General features: G+C 68.4%; 19 protein-coding genes. 11 read left to right on the top strand and 8 right to left on the bottom strand.

Annotated elements, in window-relative coordinates:
• Positions 1 to 41 precede the first annotated feature (41 nt).
• On the top strand, positions 42 to 308 hold the full coding sequence (locus tag IPJ17_14245) for an integration host factor subunit beta (GenBank protein ID QQR72657.1): 267 nt from the start codon (positions 42 to 44) through the stop codon (positions 306 to 308).
• A 13-nt stretch (positions 309 to 321) separates the two neighbouring features.
• Entirely contained in the window at positions 322 to 1,311 is a 990-nt protein-coding gene (locus IPJ17_14240; protein ID QQR72656.1) for a site-2 protease family protein, read from the top strand.
• Positions 1,312 to 1,332: 21 nt separating this feature from the next.
• On the opposite strand, the gene IPJ17_14235 is transcribed toward IPJ17_14240, so the two are convergent.
• The gene (locus tag IPJ17_14235; GenBank protein QQR72655.1) at positions 1,333 to 1,782 is read right to left on the bottom strand and encodes a D-tyrosyl-tRNA(Tyr) deacylase; all 450 of its coding nucleotides are present in this window, start codon (positions 1,780 to 1,782) and stop codon (positions 1,333 to 1,335) included.
• Positions 1,783 to 1,878: 96 nt separating this feature from the next.
• Between IPJ17_14235 and IPJ17_14230 the strand changes: the two genes are divergently transcribed.
• Complete coding sequence (locus IPJ17_14230; GenBank protein QQR76181.1) at positions 1,879 to 2,325, top strand: single-stranded DNA-binding protein; 447 nt, start codon at positions 1,879 to 1,881, stop codon at positions 2,323 to 2,325.
• Here the strand turns inward: IPJ17_14230 and nagZ are convergent.
• Complete coding sequence (gene nagZ, locus IPJ17_14225) at positions 2,289 to 3,353, bottom strand: beta-N-acetylhexosaminidase (GenBank protein QQR72654.1); 1,065 nt, start codon at positions 3,351 to 3,353, stop codon at positions 2,289 to 2,291. The genes IPJ17_14230 and nagZ overlap by 37 nt on opposite strands.
• Positions 3,350 to 5,995: a DNA mismatch repair protein MutS gene (mutS, locus tag IPJ17_14220; GenBank protein ID QQR72653.1), complete on the bottom strand. Its 2,646-nt coding sequence runs from the start codon at positions 5,993 to 5,995 to the stop codon at positions 3,350 to 3,352. Before mutS ends, nagZ begins: the two co-directional genes overlap by 4 nt.
• Before the next feature lie 15 nt (positions 5,996 to 6,010).
• Between mutS and tsaB the strand changes: the two genes are divergently transcribed.
• From tsaB to IPJ17_14190, 6 genes are all read left to right on the top strand, one after another.
• On the top strand, positions 6,011 to 6,694 hold the full coding sequence (gene tsaB, locus IPJ17_14215; GenBank protein QQR72652.1) for a tRNA (adenosine(37)-N6)-threonylcarbamoyltransferase complex dimerization subunit type 1 TsaB: 684 nt from the start codon (positions 6,011 to 6,013) through the stop codon (positions 6,692 to 6,694).
• Positions 6,687 to 7,151, top strand: a complete 465-nt coding sequence (locus IPJ17_14210) for a GNAT family N-acetyltransferase (protein ID QQR72651.1) — start codon at positions 6,687 to 6,689, stop codon at positions 7,149 to 7,151. Before tsaB ends, IPJ17_14210 begins: the two co-directional genes overlap by 8 nt.
• A gap of 124 nt (positions 7,152 to 7,275) precedes the next feature.
• Entirely contained in the window at positions 7,276 to 7,509 is a 234-nt protein-coding gene (locus IPJ17_14205; GenBank protein QQR72650.1) for a DUF465 domain-containing protein, read from the top strand.
• A gap of 42 nt (positions 7,510 to 7,551) precedes the next feature.
• Complete coding sequence (locus tag IPJ17_14200; GenBank protein QQR72649.1) at positions 7,552 to 8,190, top strand: phosphatidylserine decarboxylase family protein; 639 nt, start codon at positions 7,552 to 7,554, stop codon at positions 8,188 to 8,190.
• Positions 8,187 to 8,963 (top strand): CDP-diacylglycerol--serine O-phosphatidyltransferase, encoded by a 777-nt coding sequence (gene pssA / locus IPJ17_14195; protein QQR72648.1) that lies wholly within the window; start codon positions 8,187 to 8,189, stop codon positions 8,961 to 8,963. The genes IPJ17_14200 and pssA overlap by 4 nt, the downstream gene beginning before the upstream one ends.
• Positions 8,960 to 9,928 carry a hypothetical protein gene (locus IPJ17_14190; GenBank protein ID QQR72647.1) on the top strand — a complete coding sequence of 323 codons (969 nt, stop codon included), beginning with the start codon at positions 8,960 to 8,962 and terminating at the stop codon, positions 9,926 to 9,928. Before pssA ends, IPJ17_14190 begins: the two co-directional genes overlap by 4 nt.
• A gap of 73 nt (positions 9,929 to 10,001) precedes the next feature.
• Here the strand turns inward: IPJ17_14190 and IPJ17_14185 are convergent, their stop codons facing one another.
• Positions 10,002 to 10,586 (bottom strand): ferritin, encoded by a 585-nt coding sequence (locus IPJ17_14185; protein QQR76180.1) that lies wholly within the window; start codon positions 10,584 to 10,586, stop codon positions 10,002 to 10,004.
• Between the two features lie 151 nt (positions 10,587 to 10,737).
• Between IPJ17_14185 and trxB the strand changes: the two genes are divergently transcribed.
• Both trxB and IPJ17_14175 read left to right on the top strand, forming a co-directional pair.
• Entirely contained in the window at positions 10,738 to 11,694 is a 957-nt protein-coding gene (trxB, locus tag IPJ17_14180; protein ID QQR76179.1) for a thioredoxin-disulfide reductase, read from the top strand.
• 176 nt (positions 11,695 to 11,870) lie between these two features.
• A complete protein-coding gene (locus tag IPJ17_14175; GenBank protein QQR72646.1) occupies positions 11,871 to 12,560 on the top strand; it encodes a hypothetical protein in 690 nt (229 codons plus the stop codon).
• Between the two features lie 30 nt (positions 12,561 to 12,590).
• On the opposite strand, the gene IPJ17_14170 is transcribed toward IPJ17_14175, so the two are convergent.
• From IPJ17_14170 to IPJ17_14155, 4 genes are all read right to left on the bottom strand, one after another.
• Complete coding sequence (locus IPJ17_14170) at positions 12,591 to 13,259, bottom strand: ABC transporter ATP-binding protein (GenBank protein QQR76178.1); 669 nt, start codon at positions 13,257 to 13,259, stop codon at positions 12,591 to 12,593.
• 77 nt (positions 13,260 to 13,336) lie between these two features.
• A complete protein-coding gene (locus IPJ17_14165) occupies positions 13,337 to 14,593 on the bottom strand; it encodes an ABC transporter permease (GenBank protein ID QQR72645.1) in 1,257 nt (418 codons plus the stop codon).
• A 2-nt stretch (positions 14,594 to 14,595) separates the two neighbouring features.
• Positions 14,596 to 15,828 (bottom strand): ABC transporter permease, encoded by a 1,233-nt coding sequence (locus tag IPJ17_14160; GenBank protein QQR72644.1) that lies wholly within the window; start codon positions 15,826 to 15,828, stop codon positions 14,596 to 14,598.
• A 7-nt stretch (positions 15,829 to 15,835) separates the two neighbouring features.
• On the bottom strand, positions 15,836 to 16,939 hold the full coding sequence (locus tag IPJ17_14155) for an efflux RND transporter periplasmic adaptor subunit (protein ID QQR72643.1): 1,104 nt from the start codon (positions 16,937 to 16,939) through the stop codon (positions 15,836 to 15,838).
• Positions 16,940 to 16,985 lie beyond the last annotated feature (46 nt).

The raw sequence follows: 16,985 nt of genomic DNA, 5'->3' as shown, positions 1-16,985 counted from the left end.
CGCGCACCGTTCACTAGAGTCTCTCCCTCTCGAATCCAGCCATGATCAAGGCAGACATCGTCAATCAGGTCTCCGAGCGCTCGTCGGTTTCGCGGGTCAAGTCGGCCGTCGCGGTCGACACCATCATGGAAGCGATGAAGGACGCTCTCGTCGGCGGGCGTCGGATCGAGCTCCGCGGCTTCGGCGTCTTCCAGGTGCGCGACCGGAAAAAGGGCGTGGGCCGCAACCCAAAGACCGGGATCGAGGTGGCCATCACCCCCGGCAAGACGGTCCGCTTCAAGCCCGGCAAAGACCTCAAGGGGCTCTGAGCCCCGGCGCCACTTGGCCGAACCTCTTCTCCCGGGCGACCCTCCGCCGGCCGCTCCGCTCGGCCATTCGTGGCCTGCACTCCGGCCGAACTACCTGCTCGCCGGAGGTCTGCTCGTGCTCACCTTCTTCACCACCACGGTGCTGGGTACCAGCTACTACCTCGGGAGCCGCACCGACGTCATCTCGTACATTCCGCTCTGGCTCGCGCCCGAGACCGTCCGCACGGTCCTCGCCGAACCCGAGCTGCTGGCCATCGGTCTCCGCTTTTCGCTCGCTTCCCTCTTCATTCTTCTCTGCCACGAGCTCGGGCACTACCTGGCCTGTCGGTACTACCGTCTCCCGGCCACCCTCCCCTACTTCCTGCCCGCCCCGATCGGCATCGGCACCTTCGGCGCCTTCATCCGGATCCGCGGTCCACTGCGCACCAAGCGGGAGCTCTTCGATGTCGGGGTCGCCGGACCGCTCGCCGGGTTCATCGCTCTTCTCCCCTTTCTACTGATCGGCATCGCGCGGTCGACGCCGGTGGTCGTCCAGGTGGCGGCCGATCCGTCCCGCTCGTCGATGAGCCTCTTCCTGCCGGGGCATGGCCTGCTGCAGCTCGCGCTGATCCGACTCCTCCACGGTCCCCTGCCTCCCGGGACCATTCTCGATCCAGATCCTCTCGCTCTCGCCGCTTGGGTCGGGCTCTTCGCCACGATGCTGAATCTGTTGCCCCTCGGCCAACTGGACGGAGGACACATCCTCTATGCGGTCGCCGGGCGGTTGCAGCGCCGCCTCGCCTGGCCCCTCTGGGGAGCCCTGCTCGCCGTCGGGACCTTCTTCTGGAAGGGCTGGTTCTTCTGGTGTGCGGTGACGCTGATTCTGGGACTGCGCCACCCGCCGGTCGTCGACGAAGCCCAGCCGCTCGACCGGCGCCGTCGCCTGGTCGCGTGGATCGTCCTCGCAGTGTTCGCGATCTGCTTCATGCCGGTCCCTCTCGCGGAGCTCGCGCTCGCGAATTGACACCGGCTCCCTCCGGGCTCCTCAGCTCTCGGGCGGCAGGTCGAGCACGAAGGTCACGGGGCCGTCGTTGACCAGCGACACGCGCATGTGGGTGCGGAACCTCCCCGTGGCGACCGTGAAGCCGCGCGCTCGCAACCCCTCGACCACGGCGTCCACTAGCGGCTCCGCCTCCTCGGCGGGCGCAGCGCGATCGAAGGAGGGGCGCCTGCCGCGCTCGAGCGAGGCGAGCAGCGTGAACTGCGAGACGACGAGGAAGCTGCCGCCGATCTCGAGGGTGCTCCGGTTCATCCGGCCGGAATCGTCCTCGAAGAGACGGAGCCCGGCGAGCTTGTCGACCGCCCGCCGAACGACCTGGCTGTCGTCGCCCCGTTCGCACCCCACGAGGACCAGAACGCCGCGATCGATGCGGCCGACCGGCTCGCCGTCGACGTCGACCTGGGCCGAGGCGACCCGCTGCAAGATGAGACGCATCGAATTCCGTCCTTGCTGAGCACAGCGCCATCGAGCGCTGCCGTGGCCGAGCGGTATGATACCGTCCCGCGTTTCGAGAAGGAGGCTCTGCAGATCATGGTCAACAAGGTCATTCTCGTCGGCAACTTGGGCAAGGATCCGGAGGTCCGTTCGACGCCGAGCGGTCAGCCCGTCGCCACCTTCTCGCTCGCCACGAACCGGCAGTGGCGCGACAAGAACGGTGAGAAGCAGGAAAAGACCGAGTGGCACAACATCAAGGTCTGGGGCAAGCAAGCGGAGATTGCCGGTCGCTACCTGACGCGCGGCAAGACCATCTATCTCGAAGGCCGGATCGAGACCCGCTCCTACGACGACAAGAAGACCGGAGAGAAGCGCTACTTCACCGAGATCGTCTGCGAGAACTTCCAGATGATCGGCGGAGCCCGTAGCGCGGAGGGGGGACGAGCGCCCGCGCCTGCCACCGGCGAGAGCCACGGTCCCGCCGAGGGTGGGTACGACGATCCGGGTCACTTCCCGCCGGGCGACGACGACATTCCGTTCTGAGGGACGGAGGTCGCGAGCCGCGCCAAGCGGAGCCTTACCGTTTCGAGCGACAGGGGCTTCCGCCCTTCGACGCGCTTTCGGCGCGCCGAGAGGGCGGCGCGCAGGCGCTCCCAGCGTGCCGCAGCTTCGAGGCGCCGGGATTCGATTCGGGCCGCCTCGAGCCGTTCGGCGATGCCCGGCGTTTCCTCCAGGCGCCGACATACGAGAAGACCGTCGCAACCGGCGATCAGGGCGGCCTCGGCGCGTTCGGCAATCTCCTCCCAACCACCGAGCGCCTGCATTTCCAGATCGTCGGTGAAGGCGATCCCGTCGAAACCCAGGCGTCGCCGCAACAGGTCGGTGGCGATCGCCGGCGAGAGTGTGGCCGGTTGCCTCGATGGGTCCCAGCCCGGATAGCTGGCATGCGAGACCATGATCGCGTCGGCCACGGGCGCCAGCCGGGTGAACGGCGAGAGGTCCCGCTCGAGCTCCGTCGCCGGCAGGTCGATCGCCGAGCCCGCGTGGTGGGTGTCTTGAGCGGCCCCGCCCAATCCGGGAAAGTGCTTCAAGCAGGTGAGGATCCCTGCCTCGCTCAGCCCCTCGAGGAAGGCCCCGGCGCGCGCCACGACGCTTCGCGGGTCGCGGCCGAAGCAGCGCCGGTCGAGAGCGTTGTCGACCCGACCGTGGTCGAGGTCCAGAACGGGTGCGAAATCCAGGTCGAAGCCGAAATGACGGAGGGCCTCGCCGACGGTTCGGCCGGTCCGAAGAGATCGGCTCACTCGACACCCCGCGAGGTCGGCCGGCGCCGGAGCAGGACCGACGAGGCGCCGTAGCCGGTCGACCCGCCCCCCTTCCTGGTCGACGCAAAGGATCGCCTCGGGCAACAGCCGGCGCAACGCGCCCACGAGCGCCCTCGTCTCGTCGACCTCCTGGAGGTTCCGGGCGAACAGGACCAGTCCCCCAGGCCGGACACGCTCGAGCACACGCCGCTCCTCCGGGGTGAGAGCCGTCCCCTCGAAACCGACGACGAGAAGCGCCCCGCCGTTCATCCGAGTCGGGAACGCAGGCTTTGCAGCACGTTGAGTGCGGCGAGCGGCGTGAGCCGGTCGATGTCGAGGTCGCGGAGGAGTTGTGCCACGAGTTGCTCCGGTGGGGTGAAGAGCGGGAGCTGTTCCGGTCGCTGCGAGCTGGGAACGTGGCCCCGAGCCAGGCGGGGCCGACCGCTCGGATCATATTCGGCCGCTTCGAGGTTGTGCAGGACCTCCGCGGCACGGCTCAGCACGTCCGGAGGCAGCCCGGCGAGTCGAGCCACGTGCAGGCCGTACGACTTGTCGGCAGCCCCGGGAACGACCCGTCGCAGGAAAAGGATCTTCTCCTCCCACTCCTTGACCGCCATGGTGCGATTCACCACGCGCGGCAGGAGGTCGGCGAGCTCGGTCAGCTCGTGGTAGTGCGTGGCAAAGAGGGTCAAGGGCCGGCGCACTTCGTGGAGATGCTCGACGATCGCCCAGGCGAGCGACAACCCGTCGAAGGTCGCCGTCCCGCGCCCGACCTCGTCGAGGATGACCAGGCTGCGCGGTCCGGCGTGTCGGAGGATGTTCGCCGTCTCGATCATCTCGACCATGAACGTCGACTCGCCGCGCGCCAGGTCGTCGCTCGCCCCCACACGGGTGAAGATCCGATCGAGCAGTCCGATCTCGGCCTCGCGAGCCGGGACGAATGATCCCGCCTGGGCCATGAGGACGATCAGCGCCACCTGCCGGAGGTAGGTCGACTTTCCGCCCATGTTCGGGCCCGTCAGCAACACGACTTGCGACCGCTCGGGGTCGAGCTCGCAGTCGTTCGGGACGAACGGCTCACGCAACGCCCGTTCGACGACCGGGTGCCGGCCGTCGACGATGCGGATTCCGCTCCCGGCACCCCCGAGCCGCGGGCGGACATAGCCGTGGCGGGAGGCGGAATCGGCGAAGGCCGCCAGGGCGTCGATCCGGGAGAAGGCACGCCCGAGCGCGCTCATCCGCTCGACCTCGAGGGCGATCGCCTGCCGAAGCGCGTCGAAGTGAGCGGTTTCGAGGCTCACCCGTCGCTCGTCGGCGGTGAGGATCTGCTCCTCGAGCTCCTTGATCTCCGGGGTGACGTAGCGCTCGGCGTTCACCAGCGTCTGCCGCCGCTGGTAGTCGGCCGGGACCAGGTGCTGATTGGCCCGCGTGATCTCGATGTAGTAGCCGAAAACCCGGTTGTAGCGGATCTTCAGCGAAGGGATACCCGACCGCTCGCGCTCCCTGGCCTCGAGCGCCAGGATGTGCCGCTTGCTGTCGTGAGCGAGCGATCGCACCCGGTCCAGCTCGGCGTCGACCCCTTCGGCGATGACCGGTCCGTCCTCGGGAGACGTGGCTGGCGACTCGGCCAGGTCGCGGCGTAGACGTTCGAGAAGGCCCTCGATTGGATCGGCAGAAGTCAGTGACGACAACACCGGGGAGGCGACCTCGCCGACCCGGGCGAAGACCTCGGGCGCTTGACCCAGCGTGTCCCGCAGTGCCGCCGATTCTCGCGGCGTGATCGCTCCGAGCGCCGCGCGACTGGCGAGCCGTTCGAGGTCGGCGACTTTCGACAGGGCGGCGCGCAAGGCCTCGCGTGTCGCGGGCCTCCCCACCAGCCGCTCGACCGATTCGAGCCGAGCCTCGATGCTCTCGGCATCGCGCAGCGGTCGACGCAGCCAGTCGCGCAGGAGCCTCCCACCGCCGGCGCTCACTGTCGTGTCGAGGACGCCGAGCAGGGACGTGCTTCGTCCCACGTCGCGCTGGGGTCGGAGAACCTCGAGGTTGGCCAGGGTCGTCGCGTCGAGAATGAGCGCGTCCCCGGCCTCGCGCGACTCGAGACCACGCAGATGACCGAGGTCGGCGCGACGCATCCGGCGGGCGTAGGCCAAGGCCGCCGCGGCGGCACGCGTGGCCGGCTCGTCGGTCGAAAGCCCGAACCCGCGCAGGGTGCCGACGGCGAACTGCCGCAGCAGTAGATCCTCGGCATCTCGGGGGTCGGGCCACTCCTCGGCGGCGAGCTGGGTCAGGCAGACGCCCTCGCGTCGGCTCCAGTCGACCAGGGCCTCGGGGAGACCGCGCGGGGCGAGGAGCAGCTCTCGAGGTCGGACGGTCTCCAGTTCCGAGATCGCCTCATCGAGACCATGCCAGCGGCGGATCCAGAACTCCCCGGTCGAGACCTCGAGAAAGGCTCCGGCCCCGCTGCTCCCCTCCCAGGCGACGACCGCGAGCAGGCTCCTTTCCTTGCCTTCGAGCAGGCCGGGTTCGGTGACCGTGCCCGGAGTCAGGATGCGGGTGATCTCGCGCCGCACGAGCCCCTTCGCCTTGGCCGGGTCCTCCATCTGGTCGCAGATCGCCGCCTTCCGACCGAGCCGCAGGACCTTCGCCAGGTAGCCGTCGACCGCGTGGTGCGGCACGCCGCACATCGGCGTCTCGTTCTCCGTCCCGCGATGGCGCGCGGTCAACGTGAGGTCGAGAAGCCCCGCCGCATCGATGGCGTCTTCGTAGAAGAGCTCGAAGAAGTCTCCCATCCGGTAGAAGAGCAGGGCATCCGGATTCTGGGATTTCAGCTCCAGATAGTGCCGGAGCATCGGGGTGAGCTCGGCGGTCGCCGCCATGGGGTCGGCAGTATAGCCCTGGCTGCGCGGGTCCACCCATATACTCGCCGCGTGGCGACGAACCCAGGCCCCCTGCTGGCGATCGACGCCGCCTCGCCCCGGTCGAGCGTGGCGGTCGGCCTGGACGGCCGTCTCCTCGCGGCGGTCGACGCGCCGGGCGGGCCCGGTGCCCGCCCGCTCCTCGCCCTCGTCGACGAAGCGATGCGTCTTGCCGCGCTCTCGCCGCGCGACCTCGCCCACCTGGTCGCCGTGCGCGGTCCCGGCAGCTTCACCGGGGTCCGACTCGCCCTGGCAACCGCCTGGGCCTTGCACGAGGCTCTCGAATGCCCGGCGAGCTCGATCACCACGTTCGAAGCTCTCGCCTGGCAAGGAGTCGGCGGTCCGGAGCGGATTCTGGCCCTGGTCGACGCCCTTCGCGGCGAGTGGTACTGCCAGCTGCTCGCGGTGGACCGTCCGCCGATGGCGATCAGCGAAGCGCGGATCCTCTCCGGCGAAGAGCTCCGTCGTCTTCCTCCCGGATCGGCCATCGGATTCGGGGTTTCGGCCTTGGCGCGGGAGCTTCCCGACCAGCAGCTCCTGGAGGCACAGCCGCTCGCCGGCCCCTTGGCGATCGCACTTTCCCTCGCGCCGCCCACCCCCGATCCGGGCCGGCTGCTCACGCCGCTCTACCTGCGCGCTCCGACACCCGAGGTCCGCCTGGCGAAAGGTCCCTCCCCAGGTCCGCCCGGTGCCTGACCCGGGCGCCGTCCGCCGAGCCACCGAGGCCGACCTGCGAAGCCTGGTCGCCCTCGAGCAGGTCTGCTTCCCCCTTCCGTGGAGCGAGGTCCAGATCTCCTCCTCGCTCACCTCGGAGCTCGCCGAGATCCTGCTGCTCGGTGGGAGCGGCCTGGAGCCGTCGGCCTATGCCGTCTTCCAGTTCGTCGCCGACGAGGCCGAGCTGCTGCGGATCGGGGTGTGCCCGGATCGCCGCGGACGAGGAGAGGCTCGCCGGCTCCTCACCCAAGGCCTCGAACGGCTCCGCATGCGGGGACTCCGCACCTGCCACCTCGAGGTTGCCGTGCACAACGAGGCCGCGCGGGCTCTCTACCGAGCCCTGGGGTTCGAGCCGGTCGGTTTCCGCCGCGGCTACTACTCCGACGGGAGCGATGCCGTGCTGTACTCCCTCGATCTCTCGACACCCCGCCGTTCTTGAAGGGGCGACAGGCGGGTGCTATTCTGAAAACCGCCGATCGAGGAGCGCGCTCACGAGGCGCCCTGGTTTCGCGAAGGGCTCGCGAACGCCTCCTTCCGACGATGACCCAAGGAGATCCGAGATCATGCCGACCCTGGATGCCCTGAGACAGGAGCTCATGGAAAGCAGTGAGGCGTTTCAGCAGCTCGTCGCCGAGCACCAGCAGTGCGAGCAGCAGCTGACAGCGCTCTACCAGAAGACTCTCCTGTCGCAGGACGACGAGATCCAGGAGAAGCAGATCAAGGTCCACAAGCTCGCGCTCAAGGACCGCATGGAGCAGATGCTCCGCGAGCACCGCGACAGCCGCGTCTCGGCCTGAGCGCTCTCGCCCGACGCACGGCGTCGGGAACAGGCGACCTCCATGACCTTTGCTCGAGAATCCTGGCCGTTCGTGTGTCCGTTCCCGGTCGCCGCGGCGATCGCCGGCGCCCTCGGACATCCGGGCTGGGCGGCGGGGCTTGCGCTCTTCGGCCTGGCCGTCCTGCTCTTCTTTCGCGACCCCCGCCGGAGCTACGCGGGATCGCCCTCCACGGTCATCGCCGCTGCCGACGGTCTCGTCACGCGAATCGACGAGGTCGAGGACCTAGCCGTCGGCCCGGGTCGGCGCCAGCTCGTCGTCACGTTCCTGTCGGTCTTCGACGTCCACATCCAGCGGATGCCGGTCGACGGCGAGGTCGTCTCCTCCTCGCTCAAGCCCGGCAAGAAGGTCGCCGCCTTCCGACACGACGCCGGGGAGATCAACGAGGGCCAGCTCTCGGTGATCCGGCGGGAAGACGGGGATGTGATCGGCGTGCGCCAGATCGCCGGCCTGTTCGCTCGTCGCGTCGTCTGCTACCTGCGTCCCGGAGAGCGTCGCGCCCGGGGCGAGCGCATGGGGTTGATCAAGTTCGGTTCGCGGGTCGACCTGATTCTCCCGGCCGACTACCGGATCCTGGTCAAGGTGGGCGACCGGGTCCGCAATGGCGAGACGCCGATGGCCGAACCCGGCAGGTCCGCATGATGGGCGCGCGGCGGGTCCCGGCCCGGCTCCGGCGCGGCGCCTACCTGCTGCCTTCGCTGTTCACGGTCGGCAACATGTTCCTCGGGTTCCTCGCGCTGATGCGCGGGCTGACGGCCGAGTTCACCGACGCGGCGCTGCTGATCTACGCGGCGGCGGTGCTCGACAGCCTCGACGGCCGCATCGCCCGCCGGATGGGAACCGAGAGCGAGTTCGGCAAGGAGCTCGACTCGCTTGCCGACGTGCTGACCTTCGGGATGGTCCCGGCGCTCCTGGCCTACCACTGGGGCCTCGCCCACCTCGGCCGTGCCGGATGGCTGGTCCCCTTCTTCTACCTCGTCTGCGCCGCAACGCGCCTGGCGCGTTTCAACGTCCAGACGAAGCTCTCGGACGGACGCTCCTTCGTCGGACTGCCTTCGCCGGCCGCCGCCGGCGGCATCGCCGCGGTTCTCTTCTTCGCGCCGGATTCCGAGTGGCGGGGTTACCTGACGGGGCTGATGGTCGTGGCCCTGGCCGGCCTCGGCTCGCTCATGGTCTCGACTTTCCGCTATCCGAGCTTCAAGAAGCTCGATCCCGGGGCGCGTTTGAGCTTCCGGGTCCTCGTCCCGGTGGCTGCCGTCCTGCTGGTGGCCGCTCTCGAACCGCGGGCCTTCTTCCTCGTCGCGGCGTCGGTCTATACCTTCTCGGGTCCGCTGGCCTGGGTGTGGAGCAAGATCGGACCGAAACGTCCCGCTGCGGCCCCTCCGCGAGACAGCGTCGACGAGGGGCCACGGTGAGTCGGATCGCCGTCGTCCACCCGACGACACTCCTGGGCAAGGAGTTGTGCGAGGGGCTCGGCCGGATCGCCGGCAGCCGCTCCCTCGACGTCCGTCTCTACTCTGCCAGCGAGGACGAAATCGGCTCGGTCACCGAGGTCGGGGGCATGGCGACGATCGTCGGCCGCTACGCCGCCCTCGAGCTCGACGGAGCCGCCGTCGCCTTCTTCTGCGGGGAGATCGCCCAGGATCGTCCGCTCCTGGCCGACATTCCGGCCGGAACCCAGGCGATCGTCCTCGGAGCGGGTGCGGGCGTCGAGGACGGAGCGGTCGCCGTGGCCGGAACCGGAAGAAGCGCGGCACCGACCGGCGCCCGCGTCTGGATCAGCCCTCATCCGGCGGTGGTCGGCCTGGCGCGCCTTCTCACCGCCGTCGCGCCGCTCGGGCTTCGCGAAGCGAGCGCGACCGTCGTCCAGCCGGCCTCGATTCGGGGGCAGGCCGGGATCGACGAGCTCTTCGAGGAAACCCGAGCCATCCTCATGTTCACCGGGCAGCCGAAGCCGGCCGTCTTCGGTCGCCAGCTGGCCTTCAACCTCCTGCCTTCGCGCGACGATGCCGAGCGCATCGAGGCCTCCCTTCGCGCCGTCTTCGACGGTGAGGCTCCGGAGATCCGGGTCCAGGCAATCCAGGGAGGCATGTTCCACGGAACGGCTCTGGGTGTCGACCTGCGCTTCGACGGCCACGTGACAGCCCGGGAGATCGCGCGCGCATTGGCAGTCGATCCGGGGATCGAGTCGACGAAACACGCTGGCCACCTCGGGCCGATCGACGGCTCGGGCGCCGAGAAGATCCAGGTCGGGGAGATTCGAGTCGGTCGGGGTGGGGACGGCAGCGGCCAGGCGTGGATCTGGGCGGTTCTCGACAACCTGACGGTCGGCGGAGCGCTCAACGCGCTCGCGCTCGCTGCGCCCTGGCTCGGGCCCTGACCCGCCCCAACGGGCCGAGGATCGAAGCAGCGGGACCCGATCGCGGCCCCGCTGCCGGAATCCCTCAGCGCAGCTACTCCGCTTCCGCCGCGCCCTCGCCTGCCGGCTTGGCGGCGAGGACCCCGCCTTTCCGGGCCAGGTGTTCTTCGACGTAGAACAGATTGCCGCTGGCTCGGCGGACCAGCGCGAGCAGCGTCCCCATCGACGTCAGCTCCTCGAGTTGCTCGGTGACGAACCAATCGAGGAAGCGCAAGGCGATGTAGTTGCGGTCGCCGCGTGCGATCTCCACGAGGTCGTAGATCTGCTGCGTCACCGTCTGCTCCCAGTCGAGCGAGAGGCTCACAGCCTCCTCGGCCGAACCGATCGCCGACTGCGGCGCGGGCATCGCCGGGATCTCGACGCGTGCGCCGGCGTCCACCAGGAAGTGGACGAACTTCATCGCATGCGCGCGCTCCTCCTCCGCCTGCCGGTAGAAGAACGCCGCCAGCTCCGGAAGCGCCTCGGCGTCGAAGTACGTGGCGATCGCGACGTACTGAAGCGAAGCGAGCATCTCGTGGCCGATCTGAGCATTCATTGCGGCGGCGAGCTCGGCGCTGGCAAGACTCAGCCCAGCAACGCTCTCCCGGGACTTCTTCCGTTCGCTGTCCTTCTTTCCCATGTGTCCTCCTAGTGGAACCGCTTCGTCTTGGATCGGGCGGTTCGTCGCAGGGGCCAAGTCTACGAGGTTCGACTCCGAGATGGGCGCATCGGCGTTGGTATACTTCGCCTCCCGCGGACCCGTCGATCCCCGCCCGCGCAGGAGCCACGCCATGACCGACCCTCGTTCGCTCGATCCGCTCGAACTCCATCGCGTGGCGATCATCGGCTCGGGCCCCGCCGGGCTCACGGCCGCCCTCTACGCTGCCCGTGCCAGCCTGCGGCCCCTCGTGCTCGAGGGTTCGCAACCCGGCGGCCAGCTCACGATCACCACCGAAGTCGAGAACTTCCCCGGCTTTCCCGAAGGGATCCTGGGCCCGGAGTTGGTGGACCGGATGCGCGAGCAAGCACGCCGCTTCGGCGCCGAGGTGAAGTTCGAGACCGTCGCCGCGGTCGATCTCTCGCGCCGCCCGTTTCGCCTCGACACCGAGGCCGGCGTCTACCGCGCCGAAACGCTGATCGTCGCCACCGGAGCCAGCGCCAAGCTGATCGGCCTGCCGAGCGAACAGGAACTCATGGGCTACGGCGTGTCGGCCTGCGCCACCTGTGACGGCTTCTTCTTCCGCGGCAAGGAGGTGGCGATCGTCGGTGGAGGCGACACCGCGATCGAGGAGGCGCTGTACCTGACGCGGTTCGCCTCGAAGGTCACCGTGGTGCATCGTCGCGACGAGCTCCGGGCCTCGAAGATCATGCGCGAGCGGGCGCTCGCCAACCCGAAGATCGCCTTCGCCTGGAATCGCGAGGTCGTGGAGGTTCTCGGCTCGCGCGATGCCGGCGTTCACGCTCTGCGGTTGCGCGACCCGCGCGACGGTGAGCTCTCCGAGCTGGCGGTCCAGGGGCTGTTCGTCGCCATCGGTCACCAGCCGAATACCGCCCTCTTTCGAGGGCTCCTCGACATGGATGACGTGGGCTATCTGCGGGTCCTCGAGCCGACCAGCGCGACGAAGGTCCCCGGGGTCTTCGCCTGCGGCGATGTCGTCGACCCACGCTATCGCCAGGCGATCACCGCGGCCGGAAGCGGCTGCAAGGCGGCGATCGACGCCGAACGCTTCCTCGAAGCGCAGGAGTGACCGCCGGGGCGACGACTCTGGCGTCGCGATTCCCTCGGCGCCCGCGCTGCGGAGGGTGAAGCGGTTCACGAAACGATCCCCCGCCCTCCGTCGTAAGCTCGGACAGACCCGCTCGGTTCGCCAGCCGACGATGGGCTGCGGCGACCGCCGACGGCCAGATCCAGGAGGTCCTTGCCATGTCCTCGCACCACGGTGTCCGTTTCCGCCCCACCGCTCTCGCGACCGCCTTCGCCCTGATCGTTCTTGCCAGCGCGGGGTGCGTGGCTGCTCCCGCGTCGGCCGCGTCGACTCCCGAGCCGCGGCGGCTCAGCCAGGAGCTTCCCCTCGGCGATGCCCGCTGGGTGACCCTCGACTTCCCCGTCGGTGAGCTTCGCCTCGAGGCCACCGAAGAGCGCGTCGTCCGGGTCGAGCTGCAGATCGCGTGCGATTCCGAGCCGGCCGAATGCGACAAGCTCGCCAACAAGATGAAGATCGACTCGCGCCGGCGCGGCGAGAAGCTGGCCGTCGAGATCCGCGGCCCACGGGGCACTTCCAGCAAGGGCGTCAAGCTGAAGGGCGTCATCTCGGCGCCGCGGGACTTCCCTCTCTCGGTCGACATGGGCGTCGGCGATCTTGAGGTCCGGGGTTTCCGACACGACCTCTACGTCGATCTCGGCGTGGGGAACGTCCAGGTTCGCCTGCCGGAGACCTCGGTGCGCAGCGTCAGCTTGAAGTCCGGCGTCGGGGACACGTCGCTCGCCCTGCCGAGCGGGCGCATCGACGGTACCGGCTTCGTCGGCAAGGGGCTCCGTTGGACGAGCGGCAAGGGGAGCTCGCTCGTCGAGGTCGAGTGCGGCGTCGGCAACGTCGAGATCACTCTCGACTGAGCGTGTTACACGACCGGTCGCCGCGAGGAATCAGGCGACCGGTCGGTCTTCCGTGATGCGGCCGTCGGCGATCCGCACGAGTCGCCGGGTTCGCTGGGCGACGGCCATGTCGTGGGTGATGACCAGCATCGTTCGCCCCTGCTCCCCCAGCTCCTCGAAGAGATGCAGCACGTCCTTGCCCGAGGACGAATCGAGGTTGCCGGTCGGCTCGTCGGCCAGAATCAGGGTTGGATCACAGGCCAGCGCCCGTGCGATCGCGACCCGCTGCGTCTGCCCCCCCGAGAGCTCGGTCGGCCGGTGGTGCATCCGGTCGGCAAGACCGACCTGCTCGAAGAGGTGCTCGACTCGCTCTCGGCGCTCCCGCGCTCCGGTCCCCTTGAAGAGCAACGGCAGCTCGACGTTCTCGAAGGCGCTGATCTGCGGCAGCAGGTTGAAGCTCTGAAAGACGAAGCCGATGCGACGATTGCGGATGTCGGCCAGCTCGTCGGCGCCGAGCCGCTCGACCTCCTCTCCCTGAAGCCGGTAGGTCCCGCTGCTCGGCGTGTCGAGGCACCCGACCAGATTGAGCAGCGTCGACTTGCCAGAGCCGGACGGACCGACGATGGCGACGAACTCCCCGCCTGCGACCGAGAGGTCGATCGCCTGGAGCGCCTGGACCCGCACGGCGCCCGTGTCGTAGGTCTTGCCGATCCCTCGCATGTCGATCACCGGCGAGGCGGGACCGCTCGTCTTCGCCTGACCGTTGCGCCCGTGGAAGAGAGTCATGCTCGCTACCCCTACTCGTAACGCAGCGCGACCGCCGGCTGAATGGCGACCGCCCGTCGCGATGGAAAGTACCCGGCGAGGAATCCGATCGTCCCGAGCAGCACGACGACGGTCAGCGCCACGCCAGGGGAGAAGGTCGGCGCCCCCATGAACTTCAGCGCCTCGCTGTCGAGCCTCGACTGGACGAAAGCGAGCAGGTGGACGATGCCGGCTCCGAGCGTGACGCCGATGGCTCCGCCCATCGCGGTCAAGGCGAGCGACTCGACAACCAGTGGGCCCAGGACGTAGACACGGCGCGCCCCGAGCGCCATCTGCACGCCGATCTCACGCGTCCGGTTCTTCACCGTGGCGTACATGATGTTCGCCACGCCGACCCCGCCGATCAGCAGCGTCAACCCGCCGATCACCCCGAGGAAGAGCTCGATGCCCACCGAGATGTTCTGGGTCACCTTCTGCGTCTCGAGGGTGTCCCACATCTGGAGCGCCCGCTCGTCCTTCGGGTCGAAGCGGTACCGGGCTCCCAGGACCTGGAAGAGCCGCTGCTTCATCGCCGCCGTCTGGGCCGGAGCCTTCGCTCGCACGACGAAGTCCGACAAGTTGCGCCGCCCGTAGAGGGCGCGGAAGGTCGAGAGCGGCACGACGACGTTGTTCGCATCTGGCCCGCCGTAGGTCCCCATCTGGATCTTCTTCTGCATCACACCGATCACGGTGAACGGGATCTGGTTGACGAAGATCGTCTTGCCGACCGGAGGTGTGTCGCCGAAGAGCTCGCCGGCCAGGTCGTTGCCGAGGAACGCCACCCGCCGCTTGAGACTCTCGTCACGCTCGTTGAGGAATCGTCCGCCCGGCTGGGCGATCTGATTCCGCAACTCGCCGTACTCGGGCTCGACGCCGACGACCGGTTTGGTCAACGACTTGCGCCCGAAGACCACGTTGTTGCCCCACCGCCGCATCTCCGCCGAGGCCAGGCCGATCTCGTCGACGACGGTCCGCAGCAACTCGACGTCCTCCTCGAGGAAGCGCAGGTTCCGACCCTGCGGGAAGCCGGCGTAGGAGATCGAGGTCGATCCCGGCCAGACGACGACGATCCCCTCGCCGAGGCCGCGGCTACCGCGGGAGAAGCCTCGCTTGAGCCCTTCGCCGAACGAGAGGAGCAGGACGATCGACAGCGTTCCCCAGGCGATCGCCGCCACGGTCATTGCCATCTTCTTGCGCTGCACGTGGGCCGTGCGACGGAACAGCGTCCAGACGAGTCCGGGGCGCATCATGGCTACATCCGCAGCGCTTCGATGGGCTTAAGGTTGGCGGCAGTACGCGCCGGGAAGTAGCCGGCGAGCAGGCCGATCGAGCCGAGGATCGCCGTCGTGATCGCCGCCACCTGGAGCGAGATCACCGGCGTCCCGACGTAGGTCTCGAGGTCGCCGAGGCGCGGAAAGACCTCGCAGATCCCCCAGGAGACGAGGAAGCCGGCGATGCCGCCGGCCAGAGTGATCGCCAGCGTCTCGAAGATGAACTGCCCGAGGACGTAGCGTCGCTTCGCGCCGAGGGCCATCTTGATGCCGATCTCCTTCGTCCGCTCCTCGACGACGACGTTCATGATGTTGGACACCCCGATTCCGCCGACCACCAGCGTCAGCGCGCCGACGATTCCGAGGAAGGCACGGAAGGTGACGAAGAAGGTGTCGAGGAACTTCACCCCTTCCGTGGTGTCCCACATCTGGATCGCCTCCTCGTCCGCCGGATCGAAGCGATACTTGTGCGCGGCGACGGCAAGCACCTTCTTCTTCGCCTGCGGGACCCGCGACGCGTCCTTCACCTGGAAGACGAAGTTCTCGACCTCGCGTGTGCCGTAGATCGCGGCGAACGTCGTCGACGGGATGGTCGCCTTGTCCTTGTCGCGGCTGCTGTAGGACGAATCCTGGTCCTTCTCCCGCATCACGCCGACGACGAGGAACGGCACCCCGTCGATCCTCAAGCTTCGCCCGACCGCCTCTGCTGATCCGAAGAGATCTTTCTTCAATTGGTCGCCCAGGAACACGACTCGACGACGTTCGTCGAGGTCGCGATTGTTGAAGTAGCGACCCGTCTCGGGCACCAGGTTGCGCATGTCGCCGAAATCGACGTTGGCGGCCGCCACCTCGGCCGACACGGCCTTCGTCCCCTGAACCAGCCGGGCCTCGTCCCGACGGTACTCCTCGCTGATGCGGTCGATCTCCTCCACCTCACGCCGAAGCATCGCGATGTCCTCGGCGGTCAGGTTGATCCCTCGCCCGCGCGGCAATCCCTCCCAGGGACGGCTGGTCCGCGCCGGCCAGGCGATGACGATGGCGTCACCCAGCCCCTTCTGGCTCACCATGACCCGGCGATGGAGCCCTTCGCCGAAGGCGAGCAGGAGCGTCACTGCGGCGGTACCCCAGACGATGCCGAACACGGTGAGGAAGAGCCGCAGCTTCTGCGCCCGCATATCGCGGAGGAACTGCTTCAGATAGTTGCGCAGGACCATGGCGCCCTCACTTGATCTCCTTGGGCGGGCGCTGGATCACCTTCTCACCTTCGGTCAGGCCGGCCAGGATCTCCATGTTCAGACCGTCGGAGAGCCCGACCTGGATCTCCCGCTTCTCCGGCTCGCCCTTCGCCACCGCGGTCGGGACCTCGACCGTCGCCTTGCCGTCGGTGAGGGTAATCAGCCGTTCGGGGAGGAGGAGGACGCCGGCCTTCTCCTGGATCACCACGTCGGCGTTGGCCGAGTAGCCGGCCCGCAGAGTCACTTGCGAGGCTCCGCGGTCGATCGACGCCTCGACGTCGAACACCGTGGCACCCTCCTTGACGCGCGCCTTCGGGGCGATTCGTGTCAGGTGAGCGGGAACCGTCGAGCCGGGCAGCGCACCGACCTGGATCCGGACCGGCATCCCTTCGTGCAACTTGCCGACGTCGATCTCGTCCACCGTGCCGCGGAACTCGAGCGTCTTCATGTCGGCGAGGGTCATCATCACCGTCCCCTCCTGGAACGAGGTGAGGGGAACGACCGGATCGCCGGGATTGACCTTTCTCTCGAGCACGGTGCCGGAAGCCGAGGCGCGGATGATCGAATCCACGCCCCCCTTCTTCCTTTCGATTCGCCCTTCCTTCAGCAGGGCGAGCTTGTCCCGCTCCTGTTCGAGGGTGATTCGCGCGTGATCGAAGTCCTTCTGGCGGCTGTCGAACTGGTCTCGCGCCAGAATCCCTCCAGACCAGAGGCTTCGCGTACGAGCGAGATCGGTCTCGGCCTTCTCGTAGGAGACCTGTGCCAGCTCCACTCGCCGTTCCGCCTCGGCCAGTTCGAGCGGCGTCGGATCGGGGCTGATGACGAGCAACGGCTGCCCGATCTCGACGCGGTCACCCACTTCGACGAAGCACTCCTTGACGATGCCGGAGATCTGCGACTTGACCTGGATCTCCTGGTCCGGGACGATCTGGCCGACCGCCAACGCCTTGTCGACGATCGTTCCCCGGCTGACGCTGACCGTCGTCAGACCGTCGCTCTTCGCCGCGGCGCGCTGAGAAAGAAAGAAGGCGCCCGCCCCGACGATGCCGACGGCGAACGACCCGATGACGATCCTCATGGAACGGCTCATGGAAGCCTCCTCCCGCATCGATCCTCGCCATTTCCTACGAGGGCCG

Source organism: Holophagales bacterium, assembly GCA_016699405.1.
In the GTDB taxonomy this organism is placed as follows: domain Bacteria; phylum Acidobacteriota; class Thermoanaerobaculia; order Multivoradales; family JAGPDF01; genus JAAYLR01.
Note: the sequence above shows the minus strand (reverse complement) of the source record. Positions and strands in the feature narration are given on the sequence as shown.

Excerpts from the sequence above, each read along its gene's own strand:
- IPJ17_14245 (QQR72657.1), top strand. The coding sequence starts at position 42 with ATGATCAAGGCAGACATCGTCAATCAGGTCTCCGAGCGCTCGTCGGTT.
- IPJ17_14235 (QQR72655.1), bottom strand. The coding sequence starts at position 1,782 with ATGCGTCTCATCTTGCAGCGGGTCGCCTCGGCCCAGGTCGACGTCGAC.
- IPJ17_14230 (QQR76181.1), top strand. The coding sequence starts at position 1,879 with ATGGTCAACAAGGTCATTCTCGTCGGCAACTTGGGCAAGGATCCGGAG.
- nagZ (QQR72654.1), bottom strand. The coding sequence starts at position 3,353 with ATGAACGGCGGGGCGCTTCTCGTCGTCGGTTTCGAGGGGACGGCTCTC.
- IPJ17_14205 (QQR72650.1), top strand. The coding sequence starts at position 7,276 with ATGCCGACCCTGGATGCCCTGAGACAGGAGCTCATGGAAAGCAGTGAG.
- IPJ17_14200 (QQR72649.1), top strand. The coding sequence starts at position 7,552 with ATGACCTTTGCTCGAGAATCCTGGCCGTTCGTGTGTCCGTTCCCGGTC.
- pssA (QQR72648.1), top strand. The coding sequence starts at position 8,187 with ATGATGGGCGCGCGGCGGGTCCCGGCCCGGCTCCGGCGCGGCGCCTAC.
- IPJ17_14185 (QQR76180.1), bottom strand. The coding sequence starts at position 10,586 with ATGGGAAAGAAGGACAGCGAACGGAAGAAGTCCCGGGAGAGCGTTGCT.
- trxB (QQR76179.1), top strand. The coding sequence starts at position 10,738 with ATGACCGACCCTCGTTCGCTCGATCCGCTCGAACTCCATCGCGTGGCG.
- IPJ17_14175 (QQR72646.1), top strand. The coding sequence starts at position 11,871 with ATGTCCTCGCACCACGGTGTCCGTTTCCGCCCCACCGCTCTCGCGACC.
- IPJ17_14170 (QQR76178.1), bottom strand. The coding sequence starts at position 13,259 with ATGCGAGGGATCGGCAAGACCTACGACACGGGCGCCGTGCGGGTCCAG.
- IPJ17_14165 (QQR72645.1), bottom strand. The coding sequence starts at position 14,593 with ATGATGCGCCCCGGACTCGTCTGGACGCTGTTCCGTCGCACGGCCCAC.
- IPJ17_14160 (QQR72644.1), bottom strand. The coding sequence starts at position 15,828 with ATGGTCCTGCGCAACTATCTGAAGCAGTTCCTCCGCGATATGCGGGCG.
- IPJ17_14155 (QQR72643.1), bottom strand. The coding sequence starts at position 16,939 with ATGAGCCGTTCCATGAGGATCGTCATCGGGTCGTTCGCCGTCGGCATC.